At 60.1% G+C, this 25,526-nt stretch carries 25 protein-coding genes and 1 pseudogene; 6 read left to right on the forward strand and 20 right to left on the reverse strand.

Translation table 11 applies throughout. The annotated features are described in order from the left end of the window. Positions 1 to 31: 31 nt before the first annotated feature. On the reverse strand, positions 32 to 1,480 hold the full coding sequence (locus tag CRO39_RS15870) for a M23 family metallopeptidase (RefSeq protein ID WP_097122926.1): 1,449 nt from the start codon (positions 1,478 to 1,480) through the stop codon (positions 32 to 34). 484 nt (positions 1,481 to 1,964) lie between these two features. Further along, positions 1,965 to 2,384 (reverse strand): winged helix-turn-helix transcriptional regulator, encoded by a 420-nt coding sequence (locus CRO39_RS15875; protein WP_097122927.1) that lies wholly within the window; start codon positions 2,382 to 2,384, stop codon positions 1,965 to 1,967. A gap of 126 nt (positions 2,385 to 2,510) precedes the next feature. Between CRO39_RS15875 and CRO39_RS15880 the strand changes: the two genes are divergently transcribed. Further along, positions 2,511 to 3,398: an NAD(P)-dependent oxidoreductase gene (locus tag CRO39_RS15880; RefSeq protein WP_097122928.1), complete on the forward strand. Its 888-nt coding sequence runs from the start codon at positions 2,511 to 2,513 to the stop codon at positions 3,396 to 3,398. 674 nt (positions 3,399 to 4,072) lie between these two features. Here CRO39_RS15880 and CRO39_RS15885 read toward each other — a convergent pair. From CRO39_RS15885 to CRO39_RS15905, 5 genes are all read right to left on the reverse strand, one after another. After that, positions 4,073 to 5,350 (reverse strand): S41 family peptidase, encoded by a 1,278-nt coding sequence (locus CRO39_RS15885; RefSeq protein WP_097122929.1) that lies wholly within the window; start codon positions 5,348 to 5,350, stop codon positions 4,073 to 4,075. A gap of 265 nt (positions 5,351 to 5,615) precedes the next feature. Further along, entirely contained in the window at positions 5,616 to 6,650 is a 1,035-nt protein-coding gene (locus CRO39_RS15890) for a tetratricopeptide repeat protein (protein ID WP_202926275.1), read from the reverse strand. 53 nt (positions 6,651 to 6,703) lie between these two features. Continuing rightward, on the reverse strand, positions 6,704 to 7,507 hold the full coding sequence (locus CRO39_RS15895) for a hypothetical protein (RefSeq protein WP_141400827.1): 804 nt from the start codon (positions 7,505 to 7,507) through the stop codon (positions 6,704 to 6,706). 316 nt (positions 7,508 to 7,823) lie between these two features. Next, complete coding sequence (locus CRO39_RS15900; protein ID WP_202926274.1) at positions 7,824 to 8,318, reverse strand: hypothetical protein; 495 nt, start codon at positions 8,316 to 8,318, stop codon at positions 7,824 to 7,826. Next, positions 8,315 to 8,725 (reverse strand): DUF6152 family protein, encoded by a 411-nt coding sequence (locus tag CRO39_RS15905; RefSeq protein ID WP_097123012.1) that lies wholly within the window; start codon positions 8,723 to 8,725, stop codon positions 8,315 to 8,317. Before CRO39_RS15905 ends, CRO39_RS15900 begins: the two co-directional genes overlap by 4 nt. A 223-nt stretch (positions 8,726 to 8,948) precedes the next feature. Between CRO39_RS15905 and CRO39_RS15910 the strand changes: the two genes are divergently transcribed. Continuing rightward, a complete protein-coding gene (locus tag CRO39_RS15910) occupies positions 8,949 to 9,437 on the forward strand; it encodes a GFA family protein (protein WP_097122932.1) in 489 nt (162 codons plus the stop codon). A gap of 120 nt (positions 9,438 to 9,557) precedes the next feature. On the opposite strand, the gene CRO39_RS20590 is transcribed toward CRO39_RS15910, so the two are convergent. The 12 genes and pseudogenes from CRO39_RS20590 to CRO39_RS15965 form a co-directional block, all read right to left on the reverse strand. After that, entirely contained in the window at positions 9,558 to 11,321 is a 1,764-nt protein-coding gene (locus CRO39_RS20590; protein ID WP_141400828.1) for a hypothetical protein, read from the reverse strand. 52 nt (positions 11,322 to 11,373) lie between these two features. Then, positions 11,374 to 11,910: pseudogene (locus CRO39_RS15915) on the reverse strand (IS5 family transposase); the annotation flags it as partial. 242 nt (positions 11,911 to 12,152) lie between these two features. After that, entirely contained in the window at positions 12,153 to 12,449 is a 297-nt protein-coding gene (locus tag CRO39_RS15920; protein WP_097122933.1) for a DUF2185 domain-containing protein, read from the reverse strand. A gap of 6 nt (positions 12,450 to 12,455) precedes the next feature. Further along, positions 12,456 to 13,508 (reverse strand): RHS repeat-associated core domain-containing protein, encoded by a 1,053-nt coding sequence (locus tag CRO39_RS15925; RefSeq protein WP_097122934.1) that lies wholly within the window; start codon positions 13,506 to 13,508, stop codon positions 12,456 to 12,458. Between the two features lie 17 nt (positions 13,509 to 13,525). Beyond that, the gene (locus CRO39_RS15930) at positions 13,526 to 13,828 is read right to left on the reverse strand and encodes a hypothetical protein (protein ID WP_097122935.1); all 303 of its coding nucleotides are present in this window, start codon (positions 13,826 to 13,828) and stop codon (positions 13,526 to 13,528) included. A 34-nt stretch (positions 13,829 to 13,862) separates the two neighbouring features. Then, on the reverse strand, positions 13,863 to 14,171 hold the full coding sequence (locus tag CRO39_RS15935; RefSeq protein ID WP_097122936.1) for a hypothetical protein: 309 nt from the start codon (positions 14,169 to 14,171) through the stop codon (positions 13,863 to 13,865). A gap of 110 nt (positions 14,172 to 14,281) precedes the next feature. Continuing rightward, positions 14,282 to 14,611, reverse strand: a complete 330-nt coding sequence (locus CRO39_RS15940) for a hypothetical protein (RefSeq protein WP_141400829.1) — start codon at positions 14,609 to 14,611, stop codon at positions 14,282 to 14,284. A gap of 135 nt (positions 14,612 to 14,746) precedes the next feature. Further along, positions 14,747 to 15,064: a hypothetical protein gene (locus tag CRO39_RS15945; protein WP_097122938.1), complete on the reverse strand. Its 318-nt coding sequence runs from the start codon at positions 15,062 to 15,064 to the stop codon at positions 14,747 to 14,749. Between the two features lie 153 nt (positions 15,065 to 15,217). Then, entirely contained in the window at positions 15,218 to 15,625 is a 408-nt protein-coding gene (locus CRO39_RS15950) for a hypothetical protein (RefSeq protein WP_162125727.1), read from the reverse strand. A gap of 56 nt (positions 15,626 to 15,681) precedes the next feature. Further along, positions 15,682 to 16,014, reverse strand: coding sequence for a hypothetical protein (locus CRO39_RS15955; protein WP_141400831.1), 333 nt, complete (start codon positions 16,012 to 16,014; stop codon positions 15,682 to 15,684). A gap of 172 nt (positions 16,015 to 16,186) precedes the next feature. Continuing rightward, positions 16,187 to 16,504: a hypothetical protein gene (locus CRO39_RS15960; RefSeq protein WP_141400832.1), complete on the reverse strand. Its 318-nt coding sequence runs from the start codon at positions 16,502 to 16,504 to the stop codon at positions 16,187 to 16,189. A gap of 25 nt (positions 16,505 to 16,529) precedes the next feature. Continuing rightward, positions 16,530 to 19,124, reverse strand: a complete 2,595-nt coding sequence (locus tag CRO39_RS15965) for an RHS repeat domain-containing protein (RefSeq protein ID WP_097122942.1) — start codon at positions 19,122 to 19,124, stop codon at positions 16,530 to 16,532. Between the two features lie 752 nt (positions 19,125 to 19,876). Between CRO39_RS15965 and CRO39_RS15970 the strand changes: the two genes are divergently transcribed. The 4 genes from CRO39_RS15970 (at position 19,877) to CRO39_RS15980 (ending at position 23,393) form a co-directional block, all read left to right on the forward strand. Continuing rightward, complete coding sequence (locus tag CRO39_RS15970; protein ID WP_097122943.1) at positions 19,877 to 20,503, forward strand: GntR family transcriptional regulator; 627 nt, start codon at positions 19,877 to 19,879, stop codon at positions 20,501 to 20,503. Positions 20,504 to 20,749: 246 nt separating this feature from the next. After that, positions 20,750 to 20,896: a benenodin family lasso peptide gene (locus CRO39_RS20595; RefSeq protein ID WP_141400833.1), complete on the forward strand. Its 147-nt coding sequence runs from the start codon at positions 20,750 to 20,752 to the stop codon at positions 20,894 to 20,896. A 53-nt stretch (positions 20,897 to 20,949) separates the two neighbouring features. After that, entirely contained in the window at positions 20,950 to 21,627 is a 678-nt protein-coding gene (locus tag CRO39_RS15975) for a lasso peptide biosynthesis B2 protein (RefSeq protein WP_097122944.1), read from the forward strand. Next, entirely contained in the window at positions 21,627 to 23,393 is a 1,767-nt protein-coding gene (locus tag CRO39_RS15980) for an asparagine synthase-related protein (RefSeq protein ID WP_097122945.1), read from the forward strand. Before CRO39_RS15975 ends, CRO39_RS15980 begins: the two co-directional genes overlap by 1 nt. Here CRO39_RS15980 and CRO39_RS15985 read toward each other — a convergent pair. Then, positions 23,345 to 25,522, reverse strand: coding sequence for an Atxe2 family lasso peptide isopeptidase (locus CRO39_RS15985; RefSeq protein ID WP_141400834.1), 2,178 nt, complete (start codon positions 25,520 to 25,522; stop codon positions 23,345 to 23,347). The two genes, CRO39_RS15980 and CRO39_RS15985, sit on opposite strands and share 49 nt — an antisense overlap. Positions 25,523 to 25,526: the final 4 nt, after the last annotated feature.

A 25,526-nucleotide genomic window follows, 5' to 3' on the forward strand; every position in this document is an offset into this window, starting at 1 on the left:
GTTCACACTGAACCTGACCCCGTCAGTTCCCCTACTTCCACCCCGTGGTCCAGGTGCCTTCCCAGACGGTGTCGACGCCGCTCGCGTCGTCCTTGAAGCGGACCACCTTCGCCTCGCCATTGCCCAGCTTGTACAGGAGGACATGGGCCTTTCCGCCGATCAGCATCGGCGAGAACGCCGTCCAGCCCTTGGTCCAGCCCATGTCGGCCGTGGTTTCCACGCCTTGGCCATTGGCCTTGAGCCTCATCAGCTTCGCGTCTCCCGTGGCGGCCTTGTAGCCCAGCAGGAAGCGCTGGCCCAGGTGGGAGACCGGCACCAGGTTGGTCCAGCCCTTGGTCCAGGCCCCCGACCATGCTTCGGAGACGGCGATATTGCTGCCGCTGCCGGTGATCTGGTCGATCTCCACTTCGCCGGTGCCGCCCTTGTACATAAGCAGGTACTGCGCATTGCCCAGCTGGTACGGAACGATCGCCGTGCGCCCCGGCTCCCAGGTGCGCTTGTAGACCGCCGTCGAGCCGTCGCCGGTGGCGTGGATGCGATCGATGTTGGCGTAGCCGTGGACGGAGTCGTAGGCGATGAAGTACTTGTCCCCGGCCAGGGTCAGCGGCACGAAATCCGTCCAGCCCTTGTACCAGGTGCCGCTGCTGAGCGTGGTCACGCCCGCGCCGTGCAGGTTCAAGCGCAAAAAACTCACCTGGCCGGTCGAGGATTTGTAGACGATCGCATGCGGATGGCCGCCGGTCGCCAGGTGGTAGGGAACGAAGTTGGTCCAGCCGGTACTCCAGGTACCGTTCCAGGTCGCCGTCACGCCGGCGCCATTCGGATTCGTGCGGACAATCTTGGTCTGGCCGGTGCCGGGCTTGTAGAGCAGGTTGTAGTGGTCGCCGCTCTGCGTCCAGCCCATGAAGGTGTTGCCAGCGCAGTTCAGGCTGATGATCTTCTCGGCACTGCTCTTGCCCCAGGTGCCGTAGGAACTTGCATTGCCGGCATGGGTATCGATCAACGACCCGGCAAAGGCGATCCGCACGGCCTTGCCGTCTTGCAGCTGCGAGTAGTGCTGGTGGATCGCCTGGGCTCCGCTCTTGCCGGTGCGCCCGATCTGCTCGCCCTGGGCAATCTGGCGCCCGACCTTGATCGGCAACGGGTTCTCGGTTTCCAGATGGATGTAGTGGGTGACCCAACCGTCGCCGTGATCCAGATAGATCCGGTACTCGTCGTTGACCAGGCCGGCGAATGTGACCTTGCCCGCGGCCGAAGCAAGCACGGGCTCGCCCGCACCGATATTGGCCAGGTTGGCATCGCGCACGGTGATGTCGATGCTGTCCTGATCCGGCCAGTGGCCGTCGTAGGTCGACGCATCCCAGATCTGGCCGCATTCGGCCGGGAACTGGAACAGCGGGCGGGGTCCGGCGGCATGCGCCGGCGCCATGGCGTTGGCGATCAGTATCGAACCGAACAGCAGTGTTGTTTGCAGCTTCATCGTCCTTGTACCTCAAGATGGTTGTCGCTTGTTGCGCAACGGAGCGAACGCCGGTTTTCGTGCAGTCCGTGGCAGGTGCAGGCGCAAGCGGACCCGAAGCGGAGCGGCGTACGAGCCCCGGTTCTTGCATGTAGTCGCAGAAAACGGATCGAACCCGCCACTTGCTGGCGAACAGCGTCCCAGCAGGACACAAGAAGCGCTTTTCAGCGCCGTGACGAAGCGAAAACCCGGGGCTTCACCAACCTCCGCCGGGGATACGGGCCCGTCGCTTCAATCCGTCGGAGCGGCAAGCGCGCCTGATGCCGTTGCTGCGCCTGCCAAAGACAGGCAGCCGCTAGAGCGTGTTATGGCCTTTGGGGTGAGTGCGAAGGCTGCTGTCGCGGTGCCAGGCAAGGCGCACGCCGCCGGTCAGGCTGGCCGCCTGGCCAAGGCGTGCAACGGCGCTGGCGCGCAACGCATCTCGTCCCAAAGGCCATAACACGCTCTAGCTGCCTGGGCGGCCGCGCGCCGTCTTCGGCTTCGTGGCGCTGCCGGCTTTTGCGCGGGCAGTCGCTGCCGGCTCGGCCGCATCCTGCCGTGGATAGCGGCCCGTCGCCTGTGCGAACGCCTCGCCCCAGTTCGCAATCGGCGCCAGCGCCTTGTTCAAGCTCACGCCCCATTCGGTAAGCGCATATTCGACGCGGGGCGGCACTTCCTGGAATACCGTGCGGGTGACAAGGCAATCGCGCTCCAGTTCGCGCAACTGCTGTATCAGCATCTTCTCGGTCACACCCGGGACGCTTCGCTTGAGCTCGCCGAAACGTAGAGCCCCGCCAGCCAGTTCCCACAGAACCGCTACTTTCCACTTGCCGCCCACCGCTTCGAAAGCCGGGCCTATCCCGCAGTTGTAGTGCTTCTTCGCCATCTTCGCCCTTTGGCCGTGCGCCTTTTACTTACCAAAATGTCAGTACCTTACAAAATAGTCGGTACTTGTTGAGAACGATGGTAACACCTACCTTGCACCGTACTTCCTACAACCGGAGTTTCAACGATGTCCGACGCAACCGTCATTGGCCTTGGCCCCATGGGATACATGCTGGCCTCCCTGCTCATCGATGCGGGAAAAACCGTCACCTTGTGGAACCGCACAGCCGACAAGGCCCAGCCCCTCATCGCCCGAGGCGCCACGCTTGCCGCCTCACCAGCGGCAGCGCTGTCGGCAAGCCCCGTCACCCTGATCTGCGTACTCGACTACGCCGCCGCCGAAGCCATTCTTTCGGGGACGGATTTTCCTTCCACGCTCGGCAACCGGCTGATCGTCAACCTGGGTACCGGCGGTCCGGACGAAGCGAAGCGGCTCGAGTCGTACATCCACCAGCACGGGGGCCGCTATCTTGACGGTGCAATCCAGGCGGCACCCAGCCAGATGGGCCGGGACGACACGCCGTTGTTTGTCTCGGGCAAGCGTGAGCACTTTGGCGAAGCGGAGCCGCTATTGCGCCACTTTGCAGGCAATCTGATCTACCTTGGGGAAAAGGTGGATGCGGCCGCGCATATGGATCTGGCCACGCTCTCCTACGTGTATGGTTCCTATGCCGGCTTCCTGCATGGCGCAAATATCGCCAAGGCCACCGGCATCGACGTGGCCACCTACGGCCAACTGGTAAACGCCATTTCACCCAGCTTCGGCGCCTTCTTCCAGTACGAGGCCAACGCGGTCGCATCAGGCGATTTCCGCGCCACCGAAAGTCCGTTGCGGATATCCATACCCGCCGTGCGGCGCATTCTCCGCACCTCCGAGCAGTTGAAAATCAACACCGAAATGCCCGCCCTCGTCGACGGCTGGCTGCAACGCGCAGACGCCCAGGGCCTGGCCGATGAGGAGCTTGCCGCGCTTATAAAGGTGTTGCAGCCAAAGGTGGCTGAGGTGGTCGCGTAAAGGTCGGGAGGGTGGATTTGCTTCTCAGAGCAAGCCAGCCAAATTCCGTTAAGGCGTCAATGAACAAGCCGCCGGGATGACAAACTCTGGCCTTTTTCAGCGTTGCCTTAGTCCAAAATGCGCATGGCAAAACGCCGTCGCCGTTTCTCGGCGACGGCGTCTATGGACCTCAATGGACGCGAATACCTTCGCCCATCACGGCTGAGAGCATCCAAAGCTACGCAAGCATCGCGAGTGTTTCAAATAGCACCCTGTACCACCGTTCGCAATACATTGTTCGAGTTGCTGATCGCAAAATGCTCTGTCCGCACTGGAACACGCCAATGCCGTTGTGGCTGCTCCTACACCCACGAAAAGAACCGAGGCTACAAGAATCTTCAGTCGCGAAATCATAAGTCTTCCTTGTTTTTGCCCATTGGTGGGCATTGATAACCTAATGCGTCAAACGGACACGTTATGTGACAACTATCTCAAACAGCAGCAGAAACCGGCCATCTACATGCTGCTCTCGGCGTTGACTTCTCAAGTCCCCGCAAGCTGAGCTGGCTACATCAACCCAGCATTGCGTGGTATCTGTCCAGCCCAGCCTGTTGAACCGGGCCAAAGACAATATGTGATCGGCAGAAAAAGCCATCGTTCTAATGCCGGCTCAAGGACGCTGCGCCCTGCGCGAATCAGTGCCCGCCGTCTTCGCCACGCACATGCCGGGCAACCTGCCCATCTGCCCACATGAGTTCCAGCGCGGTCGAACGGCCATCCTGCTGGCGCTCGAAACGCACCCGCCGGGTCGGCTCGCCATCGACAAAGAACAGGCCTTCCGACAACGGCCGCAGGCGCAGCGGCGGCCGCCGTCCTTGCTGCAATATGAGCGCTCCGTCCGCTGCCGTGACGCGTACCGCCCCGTAATCTCCGGCCAGTGCAGCCAAAGCGGCGGGGGCCACAGGCGGCGCGCTGGCGATCAGCGCGTCCAACGACCAGCGCGCGTGTTCGCCTGCGCCATGCTCCACAAGCAACGCCAACGCCAGCTGCTGCGCCTTTGCCAACGCATCGGCCGCCGCTGTTTCCACATCTGGCGCAACGCCCGTGCCCTCCCAGTTGCCGCCGCTGATGGGACTGACCGGCGAGCCCGTCGACACGAAGACGCTGAACCCGCCTCCGATGCCGAACGGCCGCCCCGGGTTGGCGGCGCCTCCCGTGGCCTGGCCCACCAGCGTGGCCCGCTTCGCATTCTTCAGCGTATAGGCGAACGCCTCGGCAGCCGACCCGGTCCGGCCGCTGACAAGCAGGTACAACGGAAGTTGCGTGCGTGGGGCTGGATGGGGCTGGGCCGGTGCTTCGGACGTCGTTCCTTCGCGGGACCGAAAGCGGTTGTAGATGTCGGCATCCGGGGCAACGAAGGCGCTGGCCAGATAGCCCACCATTGCCGGCGACCCGCCACCGTTGTCGCGCAGATCGATCAGCAACGCGTCCACATGACCCAGCACCTGCAGCGCCGCATCGATCGCCTGACGGGCCGGCGCCTGTGACGGATCGACGCCGTAATCGAAGTCGGCAAAATAGCGCAGATCCAGATAGCCGACGTTGCCCGGCAGAATCTCCACCCGGCGAATGCCGAAATTGTTGCGCGACTCCTCCCGTTCCGACGGACCACGCGCCGCAGGCGCCGCCTGGCCGGCGTTGGCCGACCAGCGCACATTGAAATGGCGGTCCTGCGCTTTCAGCCGGGTCGTCAGCGCCGTCGCCAGCTCCTGCGGGTTGCTGAAGCGGTCGAAATCGCCGCGCGCCGCGTCCTTGCGCAATGCCACGGCGATTTCGCTCCCTCGCCCAGCATCGAAGTATTCGCGCTCGATGGCGGCGGCCACCCGCTCCACCACTGCGCGCGGTTCGGTGGCATGCAGCGCTGCGACAGGGACCAGCAGCAAGGCGACAAGGCACAGGACGGCACGTATCACGGATGGCTCCTTCGGCGATCAGGGGAATGCTTCCACCATGATGCGCGGGCGGGGAAAAGCGTCGCAGCTCCCATAGCCTAGGCGGGCTCCATCAACCCTGCATCGCGTTGCAGCAAGGCGCCAGCCCAGGCCACGGCCCTTCCGGCCAAGTCACGAACTCAGCGCATCGGCCTGGCTCCCGTCCTCGAAACGCTCAAACAGGGGCTTGAAGCCCAGGTCTCCGCGGATACGGCGGCTGTCCAGAAGCGAAAGCAGGTTCGGTCGCCTATGCGCCGCCTTCCTCAGCGTCTTCCTCATCCTCCGGCCCACACCACCAAGCGCTCCCTTCCTCGGGTTCTGGGGCAGCGAGTTCCCGGGTTTCGATACCTTCGATGCTTCTACCAGCCCCCTTTGCAGCCCAGTCCTCCAGCAGCTTTTCCACCGATAACCGGCTTTGCGCGGCGATCCCCAGGTTACGCTCGGGTTGCCACTGGTTATCTGCGTTCTCCGAATGCTTATGCGGAGCACCGTAGCTGCAACGAAGGCAGTAGTACGTGATGCTGCCGGTCCAATCCTCGGCAAAGCCGATGCCAGGCGCCGATGCGGCCAGCAAGTCTTTCAGATCGGCCGGGCTATCGCAGCTAACAAAAGCCGCGAATGTTTGAAACCCGGAAGGCACCAGCCGCTCCAACTCGTTGAACACCGGCACCTGCCTATCGCCATCGAACCGCGTGCCCGTGGATGCACCGTCGTGCAGCACAATGTCGCCGAACCGATGGCCGCTTTCCGGCAGCGGAACGTTCAGCAGCCGCGCACGCACAGGATCGATGCGACGCATGAATACTGTCTCACCACCATGCCAGGGATTGAGGCGAACCACGGCCACGCCGAAATCATCGTCAATGGGGCCGCTTCCCTCATCGATACGCACGCCACAGGCTTTCCATAGTTGCCGTGCCTGTTCCCACTGGCCTAGCGCCGTCGCCGCAATGGCGGCATTCCAGTGCTCGGCTTCATTCTTGCCATTGCCCAACTCAATGGCACGCAGGTTGTGGCGCAGCGCCGTGGGCCAGTCCATCAGGTACTTGTGCGCCAGTCCGCGCATGTAGTGGTAATGCGCGGCATCTGGCCGATGCTGCAACAGCTCCGCAAAGTGCTGCGAGGCCTCACCCAGCGCGCCTTGGTCCATGGCCTCATAGGCCCGGTCATGCAGATGGGTGAATTGTTCCTGGGTCAGTCCGGTCATGGGTGGGTAGCGGGTGGACATTGGAGAGTCAGGATTGTCGCCCACTTTCAAGGTGACGACAGGAAATTTCGCCATGAGTGGGAGCATCTCATGTTGAATTGGCGTGTTCCGAAACGAGCATGTGATTGCTACTGCTCCGCTTCCGGACGCATGGCATTGCACTGCTCGGATGCCTCATGCTCGACGTAGATTTCTAGCTGGCGCTGCATCCACGCAATGCCATCGAGACGTTCGTACAGTCTGGATGAAGGCGGCAACAGTTCCTGCAATGACCGGCTAAGCGGCAACGACCAGTTTTCTCCCCGCGCCGATGCCGAATTGGTGGGCATGCCGATGTTCCACGGCAGCATCATGGCCTTCTGCGACTGGGAGGACATTGTGAACATAGGCTCGTTCTGCCGTTGGATCTGCACAGTTGAGAGCGGATAGTCGTCCGTCCAGCTGATGCCATGGCCATAGTAGTCATCGACCATATCAACGACATGCGTGCGTCCGAGGTGCAGCCTGGCAAGCTGTTGCAGTTCACCATAGGTACACCGCGCCTGCGAGGTGCTGATGACCGGTTCGAACCTGCGCAGCTTGGCACGATCGACCCGCTGCGCAAGTACCTGGATGCCCTTTGGCCGCGTCCAACCTGGAGCCGCTATTTCTTCCAAGAACGCCTGCAGCGCTTGGGGCAACACAATGTCTTCAACTTCAACTTTCCTCCTAGCCTCATCCACATACAGGCCATGCAGCACAAAGCCTTCACCTCGCGCCGCAGGAACGATGATGAACTGCTCTTCCACCGAGCCCCAACCCATGTGCCGATAGTCGATGCGGATTTCCTTGATGGTGGCAAGGTCCACCAGGGCGCGCGCATCCTGCTTCTCCTCGCAGCAGCCGACAAAGCCCAATGTCAATGCCGCGATCCCGGCAAGTCGTTGCCGCATGCCTGTTCTCGCCCTCATCATCATCCCCTGGAATCGGCGCAGATTGCTCCACCGGCGATGTCCCGGATGGAGTAAGGCCACGTCCCAAGATACTGCACCTCAGCCATTTTTGCGCGTCATCAGGCCACGCACAACGATGAGCGATGGTGCGTCTGCCGGGCCTGCTCAACTGTGTGGCAACTCATGCCGCTGCTTCAGATCCCGTGAGCCGGGTTGGCTCCATCAAGCATCGCGGATTTCCAGCCAAAGGCGCCGGGCAGGTGACGCCAGCCCGGTCTAGACGATCAGGCAGCAGCCCCGCGAAACAGCGGAATCGTCAGATAAAACCAATCCAGCGGCCCGCGACCAGCGTTGAAACCCACAGCAGCGCCGACGTCCCCGCCAGCACGCGTACGCGCACGGGCAATGCGCGCGCCACGTCAGGTAGTCCGAGCGAGCGCCATTGCCGGTGCTGGACCGCCACGTTGACCAACGCCAGCGCCAGCAGCAGCAACTTCCAGCGGAAAGCCCTGTTCTCCAGGTAGTCCGCAGGATTCACCGAGAACAACCACGCACCGGTGAGCAAGGCCAATGCCAGACCCACGGCGGCCGTACGTATCGCCACCGGCGCCAGCACGGACAACGCGGCCTGCGACCGCCCCAGGACCAGGCGCGTGTCCAGCGGCAGGATTGCGCCCAGCAGCAGGCCCATGCCGAGAATATGCGCGGCATTGACCAACAGGTAGGCGGTACCCGATTGCTGCAGCCAACGCGCACCCGGCCAGTGACCGATCCACTCCACCACCGCCAGGCCAACCGCTGCCACGCTCACGGCACGGCGGCCAACCGCTCGGGATAGATGTCGTAGTTGCGGCCGGCGATGGTGATGCGCACCGCCTTCATGTGCCGCTTGCCCGGCTCCTTATTGCGGTTGCCCAGCACGGTGATCCTATCGCCGGCGCTGGCGCTCTTGGCGGTAAAGCCGGAGCGCTCGGTCTGCGAAGGATTGCCCAGGTCAATCTGCCAGCGGCGGCCGTCGTCATCCTCCACCTGCAGCTGAGGATGCGGCGGCGCCATCGACACCGACAGGATCTTTCCTTCCAGGGTGGACTGCTCCTCTTCCGCCCAGGACCAACCGTGATGCGCCAGCGCTGACGCAGCCACCATGGCCAGCAGCAGGCCCATCGCCATGCCGCGCAGCCCGTGGTTCACTTTCGTTGCCTTGGTCTTCATCGTCATGCTTGTCTCCTCGTTCGCGTCGGCCGCCATCAACGCGTGCGATGCCCACGATACCGGCGGCACCGTTACCTTAGCGCAAGACCAAAGCGTGGGGATTAAAACGCCCCGTTAAAGCCTGACTCCGTTCTCACGGCATGGTTTTGACATCCTCAAAATCCGGCAAGGTACATCATGCAGATCAACCACCTTGTTTCACCCGTTCACCATACGAAAGGAGTTGGTCATGCCCCTGAAGCTCAATGGCTCGTGCCACTGCGGAAAGGTGCGCTTTTCCGCCGACAGCCACGCACCGGTACCGTTCATGCGGTGCTATTGCTCGATCTGCCGCAAGACCGCCGGCGGCGGCGGATACGCCATCAACCTGCATGCCGACAAGGCGACGTTGAAGGTGGATGGCAAATCGGCTGTGTATCACGCAACCCTCGACGACGGCCACGGCGGCCGCCGCATCAGCACGATTGAACGGCATTTCTGCCCCGCATGCGGCAGTGCGCTGTGGGTGTACAGCCCCGAGTATCCCGAACTCTTCCATCCCTTCGCATCGGCCATCGACAGCGAACTGCCCAAAGCCCCTTCGCTGGTTCACATGATGCTTTCGTCCAAGGCATCCTGGGTTGAGCCTGAGATAGGCCCCGATGACCAGTGTTTCGAAGAGTACCCGGACAATGCGTTGGAGGACTGGCACTGTGCGAAGGGGCTGTGGATCGACTAGCTACGACGGAGGTCGCCGGAGAGATAGACCCGGCCTTGTCTTCATGAACGGTCAGTTAAGGGAACCTAGGTCCGTTACTCCGCCGCCCGACCAAGCCAGTTTCACAGGTAAGTGTCCCTTTCATTGACTTGCCCCGCTGAACTTGCTGACTTTAGTAGGTCTAGCCATCCCGTCAAACTCATCAACGCGCCACGTATAAGTATTTCCATTCATCAGCGTCTGTCTGCTCACTAGCGGCACATTGCTTTCTTCTCTATATCCATCTGTTTCAATTCCGTAGTATAGATTTCCGACTTTGAATCTCACAAGATCTGAATCGGAAGTGGCGTAAGCATATAGTTCCGTTTCCAGCAACTCTGCTCCAACACCATAGCGTTCAGCCTTCATCAATAGACCCTCGATGCGACTATTGTTCTTGTTATTTACATAGAGAACGTCCCGACTTCCATTAGGATTATTAATTGTTGTGCGCGTGTAATCTCTGCAGTTGGCACCCGGAAGTTCGCAGTCATCTGAAAAAGTTGAATTCACCTCGTACGAGTACGTCCACGATTGGTCTACGCCGGGCCCCTGATAGGACTTGCTAATTAAAGAACGAGGGGTGTGGTACTTATTGGCTGGGAGACATCCGCTGCCTGGGATCGGTCCGCCTGGCTTCCTCTGGGCGAATGATCGTCCGCGCCCCACTACTTTGAAGCTGTAGGTGGCAGTCAACCCACTTGGCGTATTGACAACAAACGGGGTTGTTACATCGTTTCGATCTGGATACAGGACTAGATCGACGCAGTCTAGCGAGGAAGTTGCCCTCGTTTTCATATATGTCCACGGCGGACTCGTGAACGTCCACCTTGATGCATCCGGCAGTCTTACAGTCGACAGAACGCGGTTCGTACCGTCATCCCCCGCTGAGTAGGTATACAGGAATACTCTCTGCTCATGACCCGGATTGGCAACGATCCTGCTGACGACGCCAAGCTGCTGATCCCAATCGATATTTACTTGCCTGCCATCACTCGCCGAAATATTGACAGGTCCATAAGGCCCATACTTGTAGGTAACGAAGTTTCCGAACTGATCTTCGATTCGAGTAACATACGCGTATGCTCTATCTCGAAGAGTTCGGTAGCTCCTTCCCTCATAAGAAACCGGAGACGACGGGTACCCCTCCTTATAGACAATATGATTGAACCAGTATCTGAATCCTTGCGGTGAGATTGCCAGAAAACCTTCACCAGGAACGCCATTGGCAGTAGCCGATAGACAGCCTATTACCCAGCCGCCTTTAGTCAGCAAGGGGTACGAAGTAGGGAAGTTGGGCTGATTGATGGCGGGCACTGGGTATTTTCCATCCGAGGATCTCATCAGGATCAACTCAGACAGAAAGTTCTGATCTCTTAACGAAACGCCTTCCCACCAATGTCTGGCGCTCTCCTCTCTGCTTCCTGGTGGCTGTTGGAAGCTAGAGCATCTTGCATAGCGATCGACGTGTCCAATCTGCTCAACCGCCCATTCTTTCTTGTAGTCGTTATCTTGCGCTCGCCTTTCCGTGGCAGCCACCCATGTATTCATGCTCGGGATGGAAAGGTACCAGTTGCCCATTTCTCCCAGAAGCTTCGCTGTTTCATCTCGCCTACCTACGCTGAATCTTCTTGAGAGGCGGATCTCCGGGCCGGTTCCGCGAAGGATCACGTCGTCATGCGTCAGAGTGATACCGCCCATGTATGGATCGAGCGTTTCTCCAAGCTCAAAGGGCGAGATGGTCGAGACTCCATCTACGACGTATCTAACGTCCTCAACGTCGAACTCCTGCTCCTGCGCACTCGCGGAACTGAACGATAGCACCGCCAGCGCGGCGGCGACTATGTATATCGGCCGATGTTTCATTGCTGTATTCCTAAGGCGGGTTGTTGTTGACATGCTCATTTCGATTGAACTTCGCTTCCAGCCCGAAGAACCATTGGTTGCCCTTCTTGGCCTGATGCATCTTAAGGTCGCGCGTGCCGGTGCTGTTCTTGGTCGAACTCGGGGAATGAACGATCGTCGCATCCACCATGGTGCCCTGCCGCAGCAGCAAACCGCGCCGGGACAGGTCTGCATTCACCGCCGACAGCAGCTTCGCCGCCAGGCCGTGGCATTCCAACAAATGACGGAAGTGCATCATCGTCGTCTCATCCGGAATCGCCTCCAGCAACGACAACCTCGCAAACTGGTGCAACGAGGCTATCTCGTACAGCGCTTCTTCCATCACCGGGTCGCTCAAGGCATACCACTGCTGCAGAAAGTGAATGCGCAACATCGTCTCCAGCGCGTAGGGCTGACGACCCGGGCGGCCCGACTTCGGGTAGTGCGGGGCAATCAGCTTCAGCAGCGCGTTCCACGGCACCACTTGCTCCATCTTGGCCAGAAACTCTTTCCGCCGCGTCTGCTTGCGTTTACCCGCGTACTCCGCATCGCCGAACGTTAGCTGCGTCATCGCTATACACCACTTCAATGGTTGCTATTGCCCAACATCGTGCGGGAATTGTTCAGAGGTTTCTTAACGGTAGAATTGCTCCAGCATTTCCTTGCACAGAGCCACTGACTATTCCACCACCTGATGCGCTGCCACCTACTTCAGTAATGACACTCTTGGGAGCGGCTTCAACAACCTTTTCGCTCGCGTATGCATTTGCTTCGCTTGTTCTTCCCTTAGCTATTGTCTGTCCCTTGGAACCACTATGGGTCGTCACCTGAGTGAACTTCAATGAAGTCGTCAGCATCTTCGTCGCGCTCGAACGCTATTGGATAATCCGCTGATAGCACCTCAAGCAAGGCAGGCTCAACCTCGATCAATGTCGATGCGTTGTACAGCGAAAAGTTGGCTGGATTGCCGGCATACTCTTGTGTTTCATCGCCAGAAAAAATCCGCCAGCCGCTGTCATCCTCATTATCAGGCTCTTCCCTGTACAGATAAGAGACTCGCCGACCATCAACCATGACACGATTGCTCACAGTAACGTATCCGATCTTCATAAACACTCAATCATCCTCGAATCTGCGACTACGGTTGCTAGAGCGATCTTCCAACTGATAAATATCAGGATTGTTCTCTGCTCTTATGACCTCACTCCGCGAACTACCTGAGGCCTCATGATCAGCCTTGCGCTTTCTCCACTCTTGGCCGGGCTTATGCCCAACATCAATCTCACCGGGCTTAAGTGGCTGGCCAGTATTCGGATCAACCATCTGACCTTCACTATTCCTAGGCTGCTTCGCTTCAATTTGCTGCCGAGTATCCTTCCTCAGAGTTACCCTGCGGTGAGTCGCCTTGAATACGACCGCCTTAATGGCCATTGTAGCAACTGCCGTAGCAGAAAAATCTCTGTTATCGACAAACTCTCCCGCCGCCTGCCCCAGTGCGGCGCCGTCTTCGGCACCACTTCCTGCGGTCGTCGCCGCTGCCTCACCGCCAGACCATATGCGCATCCGCTCCGGGTCATTGCGCAGCATATACCCAACCGAAGCGCCATAAGACATCTCGCATGAACGGCACTCTTGTCGGCCATCCGGGTCTTTGAAGCCGTATGGATTGTTCGCTGCGTACTTATAGCGATTGAACATCCCAGCCGGACTGCTTAGCGCTGTGATTGGATCGACAGACAGGAACCTTCCAATTCCTGGATCGTAATAGCGCTGCTGCATATACGTCAGCCCAGTCGCCGCGTCTTGCACATGGCCGGTGTACCCGGGGCCATCCTTGATTGCAGGTGTTAGCTGACGGCCATACGGCTCGTACTCACGTCGTTCGACGACATTGCGGTTCTGGTCGGTCACCACCGCGACCGAACCCAGGGCGTCTGTGTGGATGTACCGGACGGTTTGGGCGGAAGTGCTCAGCGCCAGCAGCCATAGCAAAGCTGCCACTACGGCTCTCACTGCCATTGACATGATGCTATGAAGTCCTGTCGCCATTCGCCGGTTCCTTACGCTGTTTGTATGTGACATTTCATCGCCAAATATCGGCGCGCGGCTTGCCGAGACCTTTCGCTGGAAGCCGCCGATGCTGCTCGAATGAATGGATTGAATCGACACAGGATGAGAGGTAGCTTCTAACGGGCTATTATTCGGTGTAACGGATATGCGTCTATCCCACCAATGGTTACCGCTGTCGGAAAGCAATGCACATCCGCCTTTCGCGCAGTGCTATAGAGTGTCATCACCAGCGCAATATTGATATTTTCGTCCGGCCCCACATAGCAGTATGTATTCGGCGCAACTTCAAATAGCACTTCATTGCGACCTTGCCATTGGACCATGCTGGTAATTTGCACTGACTGGAAGAACTTCCATTCATCAGCCAAGGCCGTAGCGCTGACCACGAGCGCCATCGCCGCCCCTATGATCTTCGCCATTGTCTTTATACCCCCACTAATGCCTCGCATTTTGTCATTCCACCAGGTGGAGGTACTGCGGCACACAGCCAGTATCCCCGTCATTGAAAACCACCTGAATTTTGTTCCCGCCAATCAGCGCCGCCATCAACATGGCGTATACGGCCTTGTTGTTCTCTGCGCTTCGCTCCCAGAACAAAAATTTGCCCGCTGGGCAAGAAACCGTGCCTTTCGACAGTATGAAAGCTACCGCAGCAGGCACATAGGTTGCTTCCACCAGGGTCACCTTTGCAACGACATGCTCGAGAGCATAAGCCCGATTCGCGACCAGCAGTAGCATCGCCAGCACCAGCATTCGCTTCATTCCACACGCACTCCCATCAGTTGGCATTTCATCGTACCCGCATCACATGCAACCAGGGCGCGCCACCGTCATGCCGGTGGCTTTGGCTGGATAAGCAACCACGCGGCACTTCAGTACAGCCGAAGGTAGCTGACCGATTCCGTATCCCCCCAGATGGAGCAGGTGTCGGTTCCAAACACCTGGACCTTCTTTCCCATCGAGTGGGCTGACAACAGCCCGGCCAGCTGGGCTTTGCCCGCGGCCGTGTTGGTGTCAATCGCCCGTCGCGTCGTCTGACCTGCTGCGCATGCCGGCACATCGGCCCTCGCCGTACTGGTGTGGAAGAGCACCGCACCGTTAGGCATGAAATGAAGATTGCTCACTTCCGTCTGCGGCGCTGGGTTGGACGCCACCGCCGGCAGGGCGAACGAGACCACCAAGGCCATCGCCAGCTTACGCATTATTTTCCTCCTTGACCCAACAAGTTGGCAGTGCGGCGACGCATAAAATCCCCTCGCTCAACTTACCCTTTGATGGGCCGTGGCGTGGTGCTATAGCCGTCTGCCTCATGGTTGTCCCCTGTCCAAGCAAATTGTTCAGCTGTAGAGATAGATGGACTGCAACCGAGAGCCATAACCGGTGCATCCCGTGGCGGTGGACACTTCAAGCCGCACCTGCTTGCCGGATACCAGGGCTGTCAGTGCCGCCGCGTACATCTCCTTGCCGTTAACTTCGCTGGCACTGAAAGCGAACACATTGGTGCCGCAGAAGTCGCTGGATGAAACTTGCACGTATATCAAGCCGCCGGAATAGGGGCGTACGCTTACTACTGACACCCGCTCTCCTGTAGGCGTAGCCTGCACCACCCCAGGGATGCACAGGATCATCAGGAAAATAACCATCGCCGTCTTCATTTCATTTCCCCATAACTGTGCCGCTGTTGCGACTCTCACTATCTTTCCTGCCAGCGTTAACCGCTTCCTTGCACTGTTTGTATGTAATTATTTTTGGAGCACCATAACTTCGTTGACAGCCGTTACGAGAAAGACATTCCACAGCTCGGACCACTAGCGCAGATAGACCTCATAAATCTGGCACCCGTTCACACGGACATCCAGCTTCCGCTGATTGACCAGTGCGGTCATCAAGGTCGCATGCAGCGCGGCGCCGCTGGCTTTGTCGTCGGAGAACCGGTGGACCGGGTTTGCCTCCAACGCGCATTGCGGCCCCCGCTTGGTGAACCAGACAAAGTGCGTCGGCGTGTCCTGGTAGGTGCCGATTTGGGTGACCTGGACATCGCTCAACACCTCCAGGGTCGTGGTGGCCATCACTGCCGCTTGAGTAGCGCTGGCCGAAGCCATCGGAATCTCGGCCTCCATGGGCGGGGGCGACAGCGCCTGGGCCGATGCCAAACTGGGAAGCAGCAGGCACGCGGCCCACGCAGCAGTTCTGACGGTTATCGCGTGACGAGACATGACGGACCTTTTCCTCCCGATTGGCATGGGTGGGGTATTTCCTTGGCCTGCCTCCATTACGCGGGCACCAGGTAGATGTAACGCCCTATGCATGCTTGGTCGTCGTCATCGATATAGAAATTTATCTGGTGGCCGCCCGCCAATGCCGTGACCAGCGCGGCATACACTACCTTGTTGTTCTCAATGTTCGAGTTTTGCCAAATAAGCACCTTGCCCGCCGGACAAGCGGTGTTGCCTTGGTCCAGTGTGAACTGGACCCGGCCAGGCATGTAGGTCAGTTCAACCTTCATGACCCGCCCGGTGAAGTTCTGCAATGCCAACGCCGGGCCACTGGCCGCAAGCAGCAGCAAGGCGCAAGCGCTCAGGACTCCCTGTCGAAACAACCTCATTACTATCTCCTTAGCGAAAATCGTTAATCGAACAACGCTGCTTGACACTTGCGTTCCGTAGCGTCAGGACCCTCGCAGTCGTGCGGGGCAGTGGTGAAGAGGCGCCTGGCACCCATCGGCTCTCCCCTTGAATCTTCCGTCGTGAAGAGCACTTCCCCCTGGCGCTTAGCACTTAAAAATCCTGGAAGATGTACTGGATGGGCTGGTTTATCGTGGCATCACAGGGGTCGGCAATCGAGATGCGCACCGGCTGCTTGGTAGTGGCGGCGCTGAGCAACATCGCGTACCACGCCTTGCTGGCATCACTGGCCAACGAGAAGTAAAAATAGGTACTCGTTTTGCAGCCCCCGCTCAGTCGGAAGTTGACGGTTCCAGCCGAGGTGACATAGACCCGTGTGACCTGTCCGACGAGATGCTCGGCCGAGTGAGCGGAGACGGACGCCCCCATCAACGCGACCGCGACCAGACCGGCCAGTAGTAGATGACGCATTTCCATCGCTCCTTGGGATTTGTGCTCAGCTCAAAATAATCTGGTACAGCAGCGGCACGATGTTGAAGGCCGGCCGCTGCGCATGCGTCACGCTGGACACCGCCGTGCAGACACCGGCGGCATTGCAGGCCAACACCCGGTACGTATAGGTGCCCGACGGCCGGGCCAGCGACGTCCAGGCCAGGTCGCTGCCCTCGTAGACGGAGGCCCATGTCACCCCGTCCACGCTCTCCTCGACCACGTACCGCACCGCCCCGCTCACCGACGACCAATTCACATAGTCCAGGGTGGACGGCAGCTGCCCCAGCGGCCACTCGGCTTCGGCCACCAGGCTGCCGCCCAATTGGATGTAGTCGGTCGTCGTATTCTGGCGCGCGTTCTTCTGGTGGCGCAGCACCCCGCCCTGGTCGTACATCGAGCGGATGGTGCCGGTGCTGTGCGCGGCATGGGTGCGCCGGCCGTGGCCGTCGTAGCGATAGCTTTCCTTGCCGGTCGCCGTGCGTAGGCGGTTGCCGTAGTCGAACACGAAGCCCTGGCCGTTCTTGTTGTTCAGGTTGCCCTGCACGTCATAACCCAGGCCAATGACCGTGCTGCCCGTGCACCCGCCGGCCTTGATGTTGGTCAGCTGCCAGTTGCCGTCATAGCAGTAGTGATGGTCCCGGCCCGGGGCCACCACCCGGGTCAGGTTGTCCAGCACGTCATAACCGTAGCTGGCGGTGCCGAACATCGGCGAGACCGCCTGGGTCAACCGGTCCAGGCCGTCATAGGTCAGGGTACGGTTGCCGCGCTGGTTGCGGCCGGTGGCACCGTCGCTGATGGCGGCCACGTTGCCGTTGTGGTCGTAGTCGTAACTGTCGCTGAGGAACGCGGTGCTGCCATAGGCATCCCGGCTGGTGTCGGGCAACTGGCGGGCGTTCTGCGCCAGCGTGTGCACGATGCCATTGCCATAGGTGAACTGCTTGATGGCGCCATTGGGGTAGTAGCTCACGCCGGTGGCATACGTCCCGGCCCGCGTGGCCTGCCCCAGCGCATTGGGCGCATAGGCCACGGTCTGCCCCGACGGGTAGCGGGTACTGGCCAGGTGGCCGTTGCGGGTATAGCCATAGGACATGGCCCAGGCCTCGCCGTCGGCCGGGCTCAGACTTTCGCCGGCCAGCAGGCGGCGCCGGTTGTAGGCGTAGCTGTTGTGCGTCGCCACGCCGGCATTGGTGGTGGTGACCTGCTTGACCTGGCCATCGGGCCAATACGTCCAGCGCTGGTTGCCGTTGCCGTCCGGGAAGGCCAGCGTCGCCACCCGGTTGCGCGCGTCGTAGCTGCGCTGCACGCGGCGGCCGGAGGCGGCGGCTTCGCCGGTGTTGCAGCTACTCAGGCTCAGCAGGTTCAGGCCCGCGGCCGAGCCCAGCAGGTTGTCGGCGTTGTCGTAGTCCAGCACCGTGGCCTTGGTCTCCGGCTCCACGACCTTGCACAGCCGCTGGTAACCGTCATAGACATAGTGGCGCGAGAGCGCGGTCGTCGTGTTGGCGTTGCGGCGGCCGATGGCTTTGGGTTTGCCGAACGCGTCGCGACTGATGTCGGTAAACGCACCTTCCGGGTGGACAATAGCCGTGGGCCAGTCGTAGGTCGGCTGGTCGTAGGCCATGTAGCTGGTCGTCGTCTTCTGCAACCGGGGGTTGGTCACCTCGGTCTTGAAGCCCGCCAGATAGCGGGTGGTGGTGGTCAGCGGCCCCAGTTCGCTGTCCTGCGACACCGATGTCACCCGGCCCAGGGCATCGTAGGTGGTCTTGGTTCCCTTGAGGTTGGTGTCCGCGTAGTTGGCCTGTCCGCCGGTATTCATCGGATAGGACTGGAAGGCCAGGCGGCCTTCGGGGTCGTAACGTTTGATGACCTCCGACAGGGTGCCGCTGACATTGCCCAAGTCGAGCGTCTGCTCGACCACCGGGCGCCAGAGGGCGTCGAAGATGAGAATCTTCCGGCCATTGCCGGTCAGTGTGGTTTGCCGCCAATGCCCCGCCGGCATGCCGTAGGCCGCCGCGTTGCCGGTGGCTGCGAAAGTGATTGTGGTGGGAGCCCAGGCGGAGGTATCGCAGACTCCCAGCTGCGTCTCCGACGGGTAGGTAATCAGGTTGATGCGCCCCATCGCATCGTAGCCATAGCAGGTCTTGTAGCCGTTCTCGTCGGTGACCGAGGTAATCCAGCCCGCGTCGCTGACTGTTGCCGATTGCGTAGCGCCCGTGGGGGATTCCGGTGTACCCGGGTACTTGATGGATTGCGGAATGCCACGCTTCCAGGCGGTGGCCGTGGTCACGTTGTTGTTGCCGTCGGTGATGGTCTTGAGCGTGCCCAGCTGGCCGCTTGCAACCGTGGACGTTGAATCGTAGGAAAGGGTCTCCTGCAGCTTGCCAAAACTATAGGTCTTCCACGGCAGCGCCTTCCAACCATAGTCGGTCCGGGACGTTTCGCTGCCGTTGGTGGTGGTGCGCTTGACCTGACCTAGCACCCACAACGATAGATCGTCGTGGTACTCAATCGTTTCAGTCTTGCTATAAGTCTGTGCCTGGACCAACGATGGCGATAGCAGAGCACCGACTAATACTCCGAATACGCTTGCTTGCAACTTCATCCCCAACTCCTTGGCGCATGAATCAACGATCTAAATCACAGCCTTCAGGTCCGCACCACGATGCGGGCACAGCTCTTGGCAATGGCCAAGGGGCGGCCAAACACGCATTTGGTCAAATGCCGTCGACACACAGCAGACCACGCCACCGAAGGCGGGCTCCCACAAGTTCATTCTCACCTGATGATGTCCCCAAAACGGCAACGAAGGCTGCCAGCCCTACCATGTCTACTACCGCAATCCCCTATCACTGATGATCTTCGATCAGATCATCACACTTCCTCTCCGACCAACACGGACCGAACCCTTGCTCCCCATTCTCCGCAGCATCATCCCGCTGCGAACCATATGCCGCCAAACATATCTCTATCGGGAAGCAAAAGGAAGATGGAAGCGTTGGTAAACGCATGTACCTATTGCGGTCGTGTAGTTCAAGCTGCGGGTAGTGTTGTGTCATAAGCAACTGATCAGCACCGATGCGGTACGGCGACCCGCCAAGGTCCGACAACCGCGAAGTCAAACGTGAGCTTTCAGCACACGTAAGTTGGCCTGATCACTCAGGCGTCGCGGCATCTCCGGTCAGAAGCGTTGGTTGGTAGGCCTACCGGTCTATCGCACTTCATGCATTTACCGACGGAGCGCAGGTAGCAGATGCAATATTTGTTCCAGTATGTCGGGCAGTACACCCCCGCCACCTCCCCAATTTTCTGTACTATCCGGCTTCGGGAGGGCATACGCAGACAAGGAGTTCCGCTATGAGTGGGGTCCACTCCAAGAGCGCATTCCTGTACGCACAGATCAGGCGTTCGCTGCAGTCGGGGCGCTATGTGCCTGGGCAGCGGATCGATCCGGCCACGCTGGCCGCGGAGTTCAAGACCAGCGCCACGCCGGTCCGCTTCGCGCTGTACCGCCTGGTGGGCGAAGGCCAGGTTGCCGATCATGCCCGCGCCGGCCTGCATGTGCCGTTGCCCAATGAAATCGCCTTGCGCGATCTCTACGACTGGATGGAGCGCCTGCTGCTGATGGCCTGCGACATCGGCATCGCACCCGTGGTGCGCAAGCCTGTAAAGCCGGAGCTTTCCTCCGCTGACGATGACCTGGTCAAGCTGACCTGGCAGCTGTTCGACGCCATCGCCCAGGCAACCGCGCACCGCTCCCTGCACCTTGCCGTCAGGCAGGCCAACGACCGGCTGGCGCCGATACGGCGCGCCAAGCGCGGGCTGTTTGAACACGCCTACGACGAACTTGCAGAACTGATCCACTATTGGCACAAACCCGACATCCCAGCGCTGAAATCCGCGTTGCGCGGCTATCACGAACGCCGCAAGCAACGGGTCCCGTGCATCGTGGCCCGGCTGAGTGAAGAAAAGAGCGTGCACTGAACCCTGCGAAGTCGCTACCGGCACTGGCCGGCGACCGGTGAGAGCAATCGCCCGGCTTGGCTCACCCGCACTAAATTCATTTACTTTAATAATCCAGCCGCTTCCCGACCAAGCACCGCCGGGACGCACGTCACACCCGAAAATAATTATCTGGTTACAACGCAATAATCATTTGAAAATCAAAATATCTGCCTCCTACGCTGCGCGCGTCATGGGACCGCCATGACGCCAACGAAGGAGACAGACATGAACACCAACGAAAACGCACGTACCAACGCGCCGGAAGAAGTCATCGTGCTGGGCGTCGCCAGTGTCGAGACCAAGGGTCCCGGTGTCGGGATCGAATTGGCTGGTCCCGGCCAGCAGATGGCCAACGGCATCTCCGAGGAGTGATCAACGGGGCGCGTCGATGTGGCGCGCCCTCACTCTTTCCCAGGGAGGCATGCATGCAGTACCAGTTGCGCGATGGCCTGTCATTCTGTTTTGTTGACGAACATCCTGTATTCCTGGACATACGGAACGATCGCTATTTCATGCTACCTGCAGCACTTGAATGTGCATTTACTGCACATATCAACGGTCAGATACCGCTTGCAACTTCGCTCTCCGAGCTGCTTGGCAGCAATGAACAGAACGCAGAAGAATCACTTCAAAGCAGAAGCTCATGGGGTGACGAACCGGCCACGCGCAGTGCGATGGAGGAGCAGACGGCGGACGAAATGCTGTCCATCCGTGTGTTCTTGGAGGTTCTTCTGACCGTCATCAAGATCAGAATCCACCTCAAGACAATGGGCCTCGAAGATGCACTGAGAGACCTGGCTACCCATCGCAAGAGGAAGGCGATTCTCGCCGAAGCAGCCATCTTCAAGTCCATTGAATCAAGCATCACAACTGCAACAAAGCAGTTTCTTCGTGCGCGGAGGCTGGTTCCAATCAAATCGACGTGCCTACTCGACTCGCTTGCGCTGGCGACATACCTGGCGAACCGCCGTCTTCCAGCGAAGCTTGTATTCGGCGTGATGCTCTCGCCCTTCTCGGCTCATTGCTGGGTCCAGTTCCGCGATATCGCCTTGAACGAAACTGTCACAGAAACCGCAGCCCATACGCAGATCCTGGTGTGGTGATGGGGTACAAGTTCATCGCGCTCGTATCCGACGGGAACCAGGAGATTCCGCTTGTCAATGCCGGCGCGCTGGAAGCGCTCGGCATGAAGTGTTGTCTGACGCAAGATCGCCTGCACGTTTTCGTCGCAAGTGGAACGCCCACGATCCTCGTTCCCGGCCGAGGACTGCTGATAGGCCATCTGTTTACCCTGAGTGGGCAGCCCGTCACCGGAGAGTTGATCTTTGACCGGACGGACAAGTCGCTCCAGACGCATCTCCTGGATAGCTTTTGGGGCGAATACGTGGTTGTAGAGCCGCAGCAAGCCGACGGCTCTGGCGCCAGGTTCCTGCGCGACCCCTCCGGCGGTCTGCCGTGCTTCTACGGCCTTCATTCGGGCGGCCGGTTTGTCACCTCCAGCGTGTCCATTGCATGCGATCTTGGCCTTTGCAGCCGGGAAGTGGATTGGGACTTCGTCATGCATGCGCTGGTCTACCCCTATCTCAGATCCGAGCGGACAGCATTACGTGGAATCAGGGAATTGCTTCAAGGTTGCTCCCTGGACATCAGGGGAGGACAAGCATCCACGACAATCATATGGTCCCCTTGGACATTCGTTGCGCCGAACCGACGCCTCACCAGCACTCGCGAAGCGACATCCATCGTGCGCAGCGCCGTTTCGCTGGCCGTCAAAGCATGGGCCGAGATAGATCGGTCTATCCTCCTTGAACTCTCAGGTGGGCTCGATTCCTCAATCGTTGCAGCCTGCCTGCGCGAAGCCGATGCCAGGACGATCTGCTGCACCATGGTGGCGCCGGTACCCGGAACGGATGAGCGGCAGTACGCGAGGCAGGTGGCGGATCACCACCAGTTCGAACTGCTGTCCGCGGATATCGATCTGGAAAATGCCCGATTTGAATTCCCACCGCCGCAGGATTCGACTGTGCCAGGAATGGGAATCCTCCATCACCCCGTCGACTCCGCGGTCGCCGCGCTTGCAGGCACGCTCGACGTGGCTAGCCTCTTCTCCGGCGCTGGAGGCGACTCCATCTTCTGCTACCTACGGGGCGCCACACCTGCAGCGGATGCATTCAAGGAACGGGGAATGTCCGCCGGTATCACCGCTATCCGGGATCTGTCCACCCTCCATCAATGCTCCCTGACACAAGCCGGCAGATTGGCGCTCAGGAAGCTCATTCGCGGTCCCAAGCCGCATTGGAAACCGGTCCACGAGGGCGTTGACCCGACGAGACGCAGCATTCCCTTCGATGCGCATCCGTGGTTCGACACGCCGGAGAATGCACTGCCGGGAGACCAGGAGCGGATATCCGACCTGGCTGGAACACAGTCGTTCCGTGATGGGGTGGCGCGCAGCGCTCGCTGGCCAATGCGTTACCCGCTTCTCTCGCAGCCAGTCATGGAGGCGTGCCTAAGGGTACCCACCTGGATGTGGATCGCCGGGGGCAGGAACAGGTCCATTGCGCGATCCGCGTTCTCGGATGCACTGCCCAGTGGAGTATTGAACCGCAGAAGCAAGGGCACGTACACCAGGTACTACGCGGCCATCCACGACAGACACCGGGACGCCATGCTGAGCTTCCTGATGGATGGCATGCTCGCATCGCGCGGCCTGCTCGATCTGGATGAACTCAGACGAGAAGCGGCATCCGCCCATCACCCGGAGCGTTCGCTGAACACGCGACTGTTCGATCTTTGCATGGTCGAGAACTGGGTGCGTCATCAGGGAGGTCCATCAGCCCCCCGCCGGCTGCCCGCGTCAGCCGTGTAGTGGCCACGCTTCATCAGGTTCCAGCGCGCGTACAGCGGTGCTTTCGCCGCATCCGGGCCCTCGTATCCCTGCAGCCAGAAGCGGAACCAGTCGACGTTCCGCTCGTACGCAGCCAGCTTGTGCTTTGGCTTGAACTTGATGTGCGGCTCGTCAGGGAACACGTACATGTCCGCCCGCTTCATCCGGACAAGCGGAAGCGCGTACTCCACTGCCAGCAGGTATTCCTGTTCCGGCATCTGGAAAAGGATGGGCGCCCGGATGCTGTCCAGGTTGAAAACCGGAGACATCATCCGCCAGCGTTCAGGCGTTTCATCAAGCGGGCCGAGTTGCCAATTGCTCTTCACGCCGGTGCGAAATCCCTCTCTCAGGCTGTTGAACAGGTACCAGTTCGGCGTAAGCGATGGCGACGTAATCGAGGCCGCGGACAGCAGGCCGGAGCGCATGAGCGTCCACATCGTTACCTCGCTTCCGTAGCTCAAGCCACCCATGCCAACCCTGGAAGGATCTATCCGGCCATGTGCGGCTAGCGCGTCCACCGCGCCCTTGACCGCCGAAAGGCCCTGGTCGTAATACCTGACGACATCCAGATAGCCAGGATTCGCATTGATACACAGCGCCGATATTCCATGTCCGGCAAGTGTCATCAGTGGCCACTCGTCCCCGACACCACCGCGCAAGAATCCCTCGCAGCTGTAGTACGTCACGAACAGCGGGGCACGCTCCGCGCCGGGCGCCGCGAACAGCCAGCCGGAGAACTCTTCCCCGTGCTCATCCTGCCATCGGAACAGTTCTGCTGGCACCGTTGCCGCAATATCTGATGCCAGCACGGCATTCGGCTCGAACAGCGGCGTTCTCCGGCCGGTTTCGATATCGATGGCCTCGAGCCGCGGCGGGCGATCGGCCTCCGCAGTGACGCACACCAGCGCGTCGGCCGAAACGCCGCATGGGACATCCTGGAACCGCTGTTGAGTGCTGTCCCCTCCCAGCAATCCACGAGACCGGACGACGAAATCGACAACGCCCCGTTTGACGTCCCACCGGTAGATCGACTGCGCTCTCCCTTCACGCCTGTCGGTGACGGTAAACAACACCTCGTCGTGCCCCGGACGCCACTGGAGCGCCGTGATGTTTCTGCCCGCGCACAGCGGATCCTGGCACGTCACCACCTGGCCAGCCCGCGCGCTCGGCGCGATTGCGAGTTCGACATCCGGCTTGGAAAATCGCCCCGCCGCGTCGCCTACCCTCGTCAGCAGCGCAATGCGTTCGTCGTCGGGATTCTGCGCCCATTTCCAAGGCGTCAGATGCTCCGGCAACCCCAACGTTGACGGCGCCTGCCCGGGCGCCTCCGACGAACCGACATCCCGCACCTCCAGCGTTTCCAGGTCCAGTTCCTTCCAGCGGCTTCCCCTCTTGCCCAGCAATGGTCCCGGTTCGAACCACGGCCCCATGAAGCGCTGGGTCGCTGCCCTTCCCTGCAGCTGGCTAGAACGGAACAGCCCGGCGCCGACGAAGACCGTATCGTCGATGTGCACTCCGCTGTCGTATTCGGCCTGCTCCGCAGCGATGATCTCCTCGCGGGTAGCACCCACGCTGTATCTCAGGACGGCGCCACCCCTGCCCAGTTCGAAGTCCCGGATGTCCGCCGGGTCTGACGTCATCGGTGCGGCACCGGATCCGTCCGCAGCGGCACGCCATACCTCGGCTTTTCCATCGAAGAGCGCGCGGTAGAAGATAGCGTGACCATCGTGCGCCCATATCGGGATGGCAGGGATGGAAAGCCCCGTCGAATAGTCCCGAAGCGGAGTTCCGCCATCTGCGATTCTCCGCGGTGGCGCGCTCCCATCCACGTCCTGGATGTACCAGAACGTGTCATAGCGGTTGTGTTCGATCGATGCCTGCTCCACCCGGAAAGCAACGTGCCGTCCGTCCGGCGAGACGACCGGCCCGACTATGTCGGCCACTTCCAGCAACCTCTTCGGGGAAATGCGCACTGGCTGGGCCTCCGCGGCGAAGGAAAGCAGCGACGCGCATAGCAGCGCAACCGCTACAACGCCCGGATACCCGGTGCGACTACCGGAGGCCGCCGGCACGCGCACATCCATGCAGACCAAACCTGCATCACCAGTCACGTCG

The organism is Pseudoxanthomonas wuyuanensis (assembly GCF_900215535.1).
Taxonomy (GTDB): Bacteria; Pseudomonadota; Gammaproteobacteria; order Xanthomonadales; family Xanthomonadaceae; genus Pseudoxanthomonas_A; species Pseudoxanthomonas_A wuyuanensis.

What these genes read in the sequence shown, in the direction of transcription:
- CRO39_RS15945 (WP_097122938.1), bottom strand. Translation starts at nt 15,064, where the DNA reads ATGAAGACGGCGATGGTTATTTTCCTGATGATCCTGTGCATCCCTGGG.
- CRO39_RS15880 (WP_097122928.1), top strand. Translation starts at nt 2,511, where the DNA reads ATGTCCGACGCAACCGTCATTGGCCTTGGCCCCATGGGATACATGCTG.
- CRO39_RS15920 (WP_097122933.1), bottom strand. Translation starts at nt 12,449, where the DNA reads ATGAAGATCGGATACGTTACTGTGAGCAATCGTGTCATGGTTGATGGT.
- CRO39_RS20595 (WP_141400833.1), top strand. Translation starts at nt 20,750, where the DNA reads ATGAACACCAACGAAAACGCACGTACCAACGCGCCGGAAGAAGTCATC.
- CRO39_RS15910 (WP_097122932.1), top strand. Translation starts at nt 8,949, where the DNA reads ATGCCCCTGAAGCTCAATGGCTCGTGCCACTGCGGAAAGGTGCGCTTT.
- CRO39_RS15965 (WP_097122942.1), bottom strand. Translation starts at nt 19,124, where the DNA reads ATGAAGTTGCAAGCAAGCGTATTCGGAGTATTAGTCGGTGCTCTGCTA.
- CRO39_RS15955 (WP_141400831.1), bottom strand. Translation starts at nt 16,014, where the DNA reads ATGAGGTTGTTTCGACAGGGAGTCCTGAGCGCTTGCGCCTTGCTGCTG.
- CRO39_RS15930 (WP_097122935.1), bottom strand. Translation starts at nt 13,828, where the DNA reads ATGGCGAAGATCATAGGGGCGGCGATGGCGCTCGTGGTCAGCGCTACG.
- CRO39_RS15935 (WP_097122936.1), bottom strand. Translation starts at nt 14,171, where the DNA reads ATGAAGCGAATGCTGGTGCTGGCGATGCTACTGCTGGTCGCGAATCGG.
- CRO39_RS15975 (WP_097122944.1), top strand. Translation starts at nt 20,950, where the DNA reads ATGCAGTACCAGTTGCGCGATGGCCTGTCATTCTGTTTTGTTGACGAA.
- CRO39_RS15950 (WP_162125727.1), bottom strand. Translation starts at nt 15,625, where the DNA reads ATGTCTCGTCACGCGATAACCGTCAGAACTGCTGCGTGGGCCGCGTGC.
- CRO39_RS15980 (WP_097122945.1), top strand. Translation starts at nt 21,627, where the DNA reads ATGGGGTACAAGTTCATCGCGCTCGTATCCGACGGGAACCAGGAGATT.
- CRO39_RS15890 (WP_202926275.1), bottom strand. Translation starts at nt 6,650, where the DNA reads ATGGCGAAATTTCCTGTCGTCACCTTGAAAGTGGGCGACAATCCTGAC.
- CRO39_RS15895 (WP_141400827.1), bottom strand. Translation starts at nt 7,507, where the DNA reads ATGCGGCAACGACTTGCCGGGATCGCGGCATTGACATTGGGCTTTGTC.
- CRO39_RS20590 (WP_141400828.1), bottom strand. Translation starts at nt 11,321, where the DNA reads ATGAAACATCGGCCGATATACATAGTCGCCGCCGCGCTGGCGGTGCTA.
- CRO39_RS15940 (WP_141400829.1), bottom strand. Translation starts at nt 14,611, where the DNA reads ATGCGTAAGCTGGCGATGGCCTTGGTGGTCTCGTTCGCCCTGCCGGCG.
- CRO39_RS15870 (WP_097122926.1), bottom strand. Translation starts at nt 1,480, where the DNA reads ATGAAGCTGCAAACAACACTGCTGTTCGGTTCGATACTGATCGCCAAC.
- CRO39_RS15905 (WP_097123012.1), bottom strand. Translation starts at nt 8,725, where the DNA reads ATGACGATGAAGACCAAGGCAACGAAAGTGAACCACGGGCTGCGCGGC.
- CRO39_RS15960 (WP_141400832.1), bottom strand. Translation starts at nt 16,504, where the DNA reads ATGCGTCATCTACTACTGGCCGGTCTGGTCGCGGTCGCGTTGATGGGG.
- CRO39_RS15875 (WP_097122927.1), bottom strand. Translation starts at nt 2,384, where the DNA reads ATGGCGAAGAAGCACTACAACTGCGGGATAGGCCCGGCTTTCGAAGCG.
- CRO39_RS15970 (WP_097122943.1), top strand. Translation starts at nt 19,877, where the DNA reads ATGAGTGGGGTCCACTCCAAGAGCGCATTCCTGTACGCACAGATCAGG.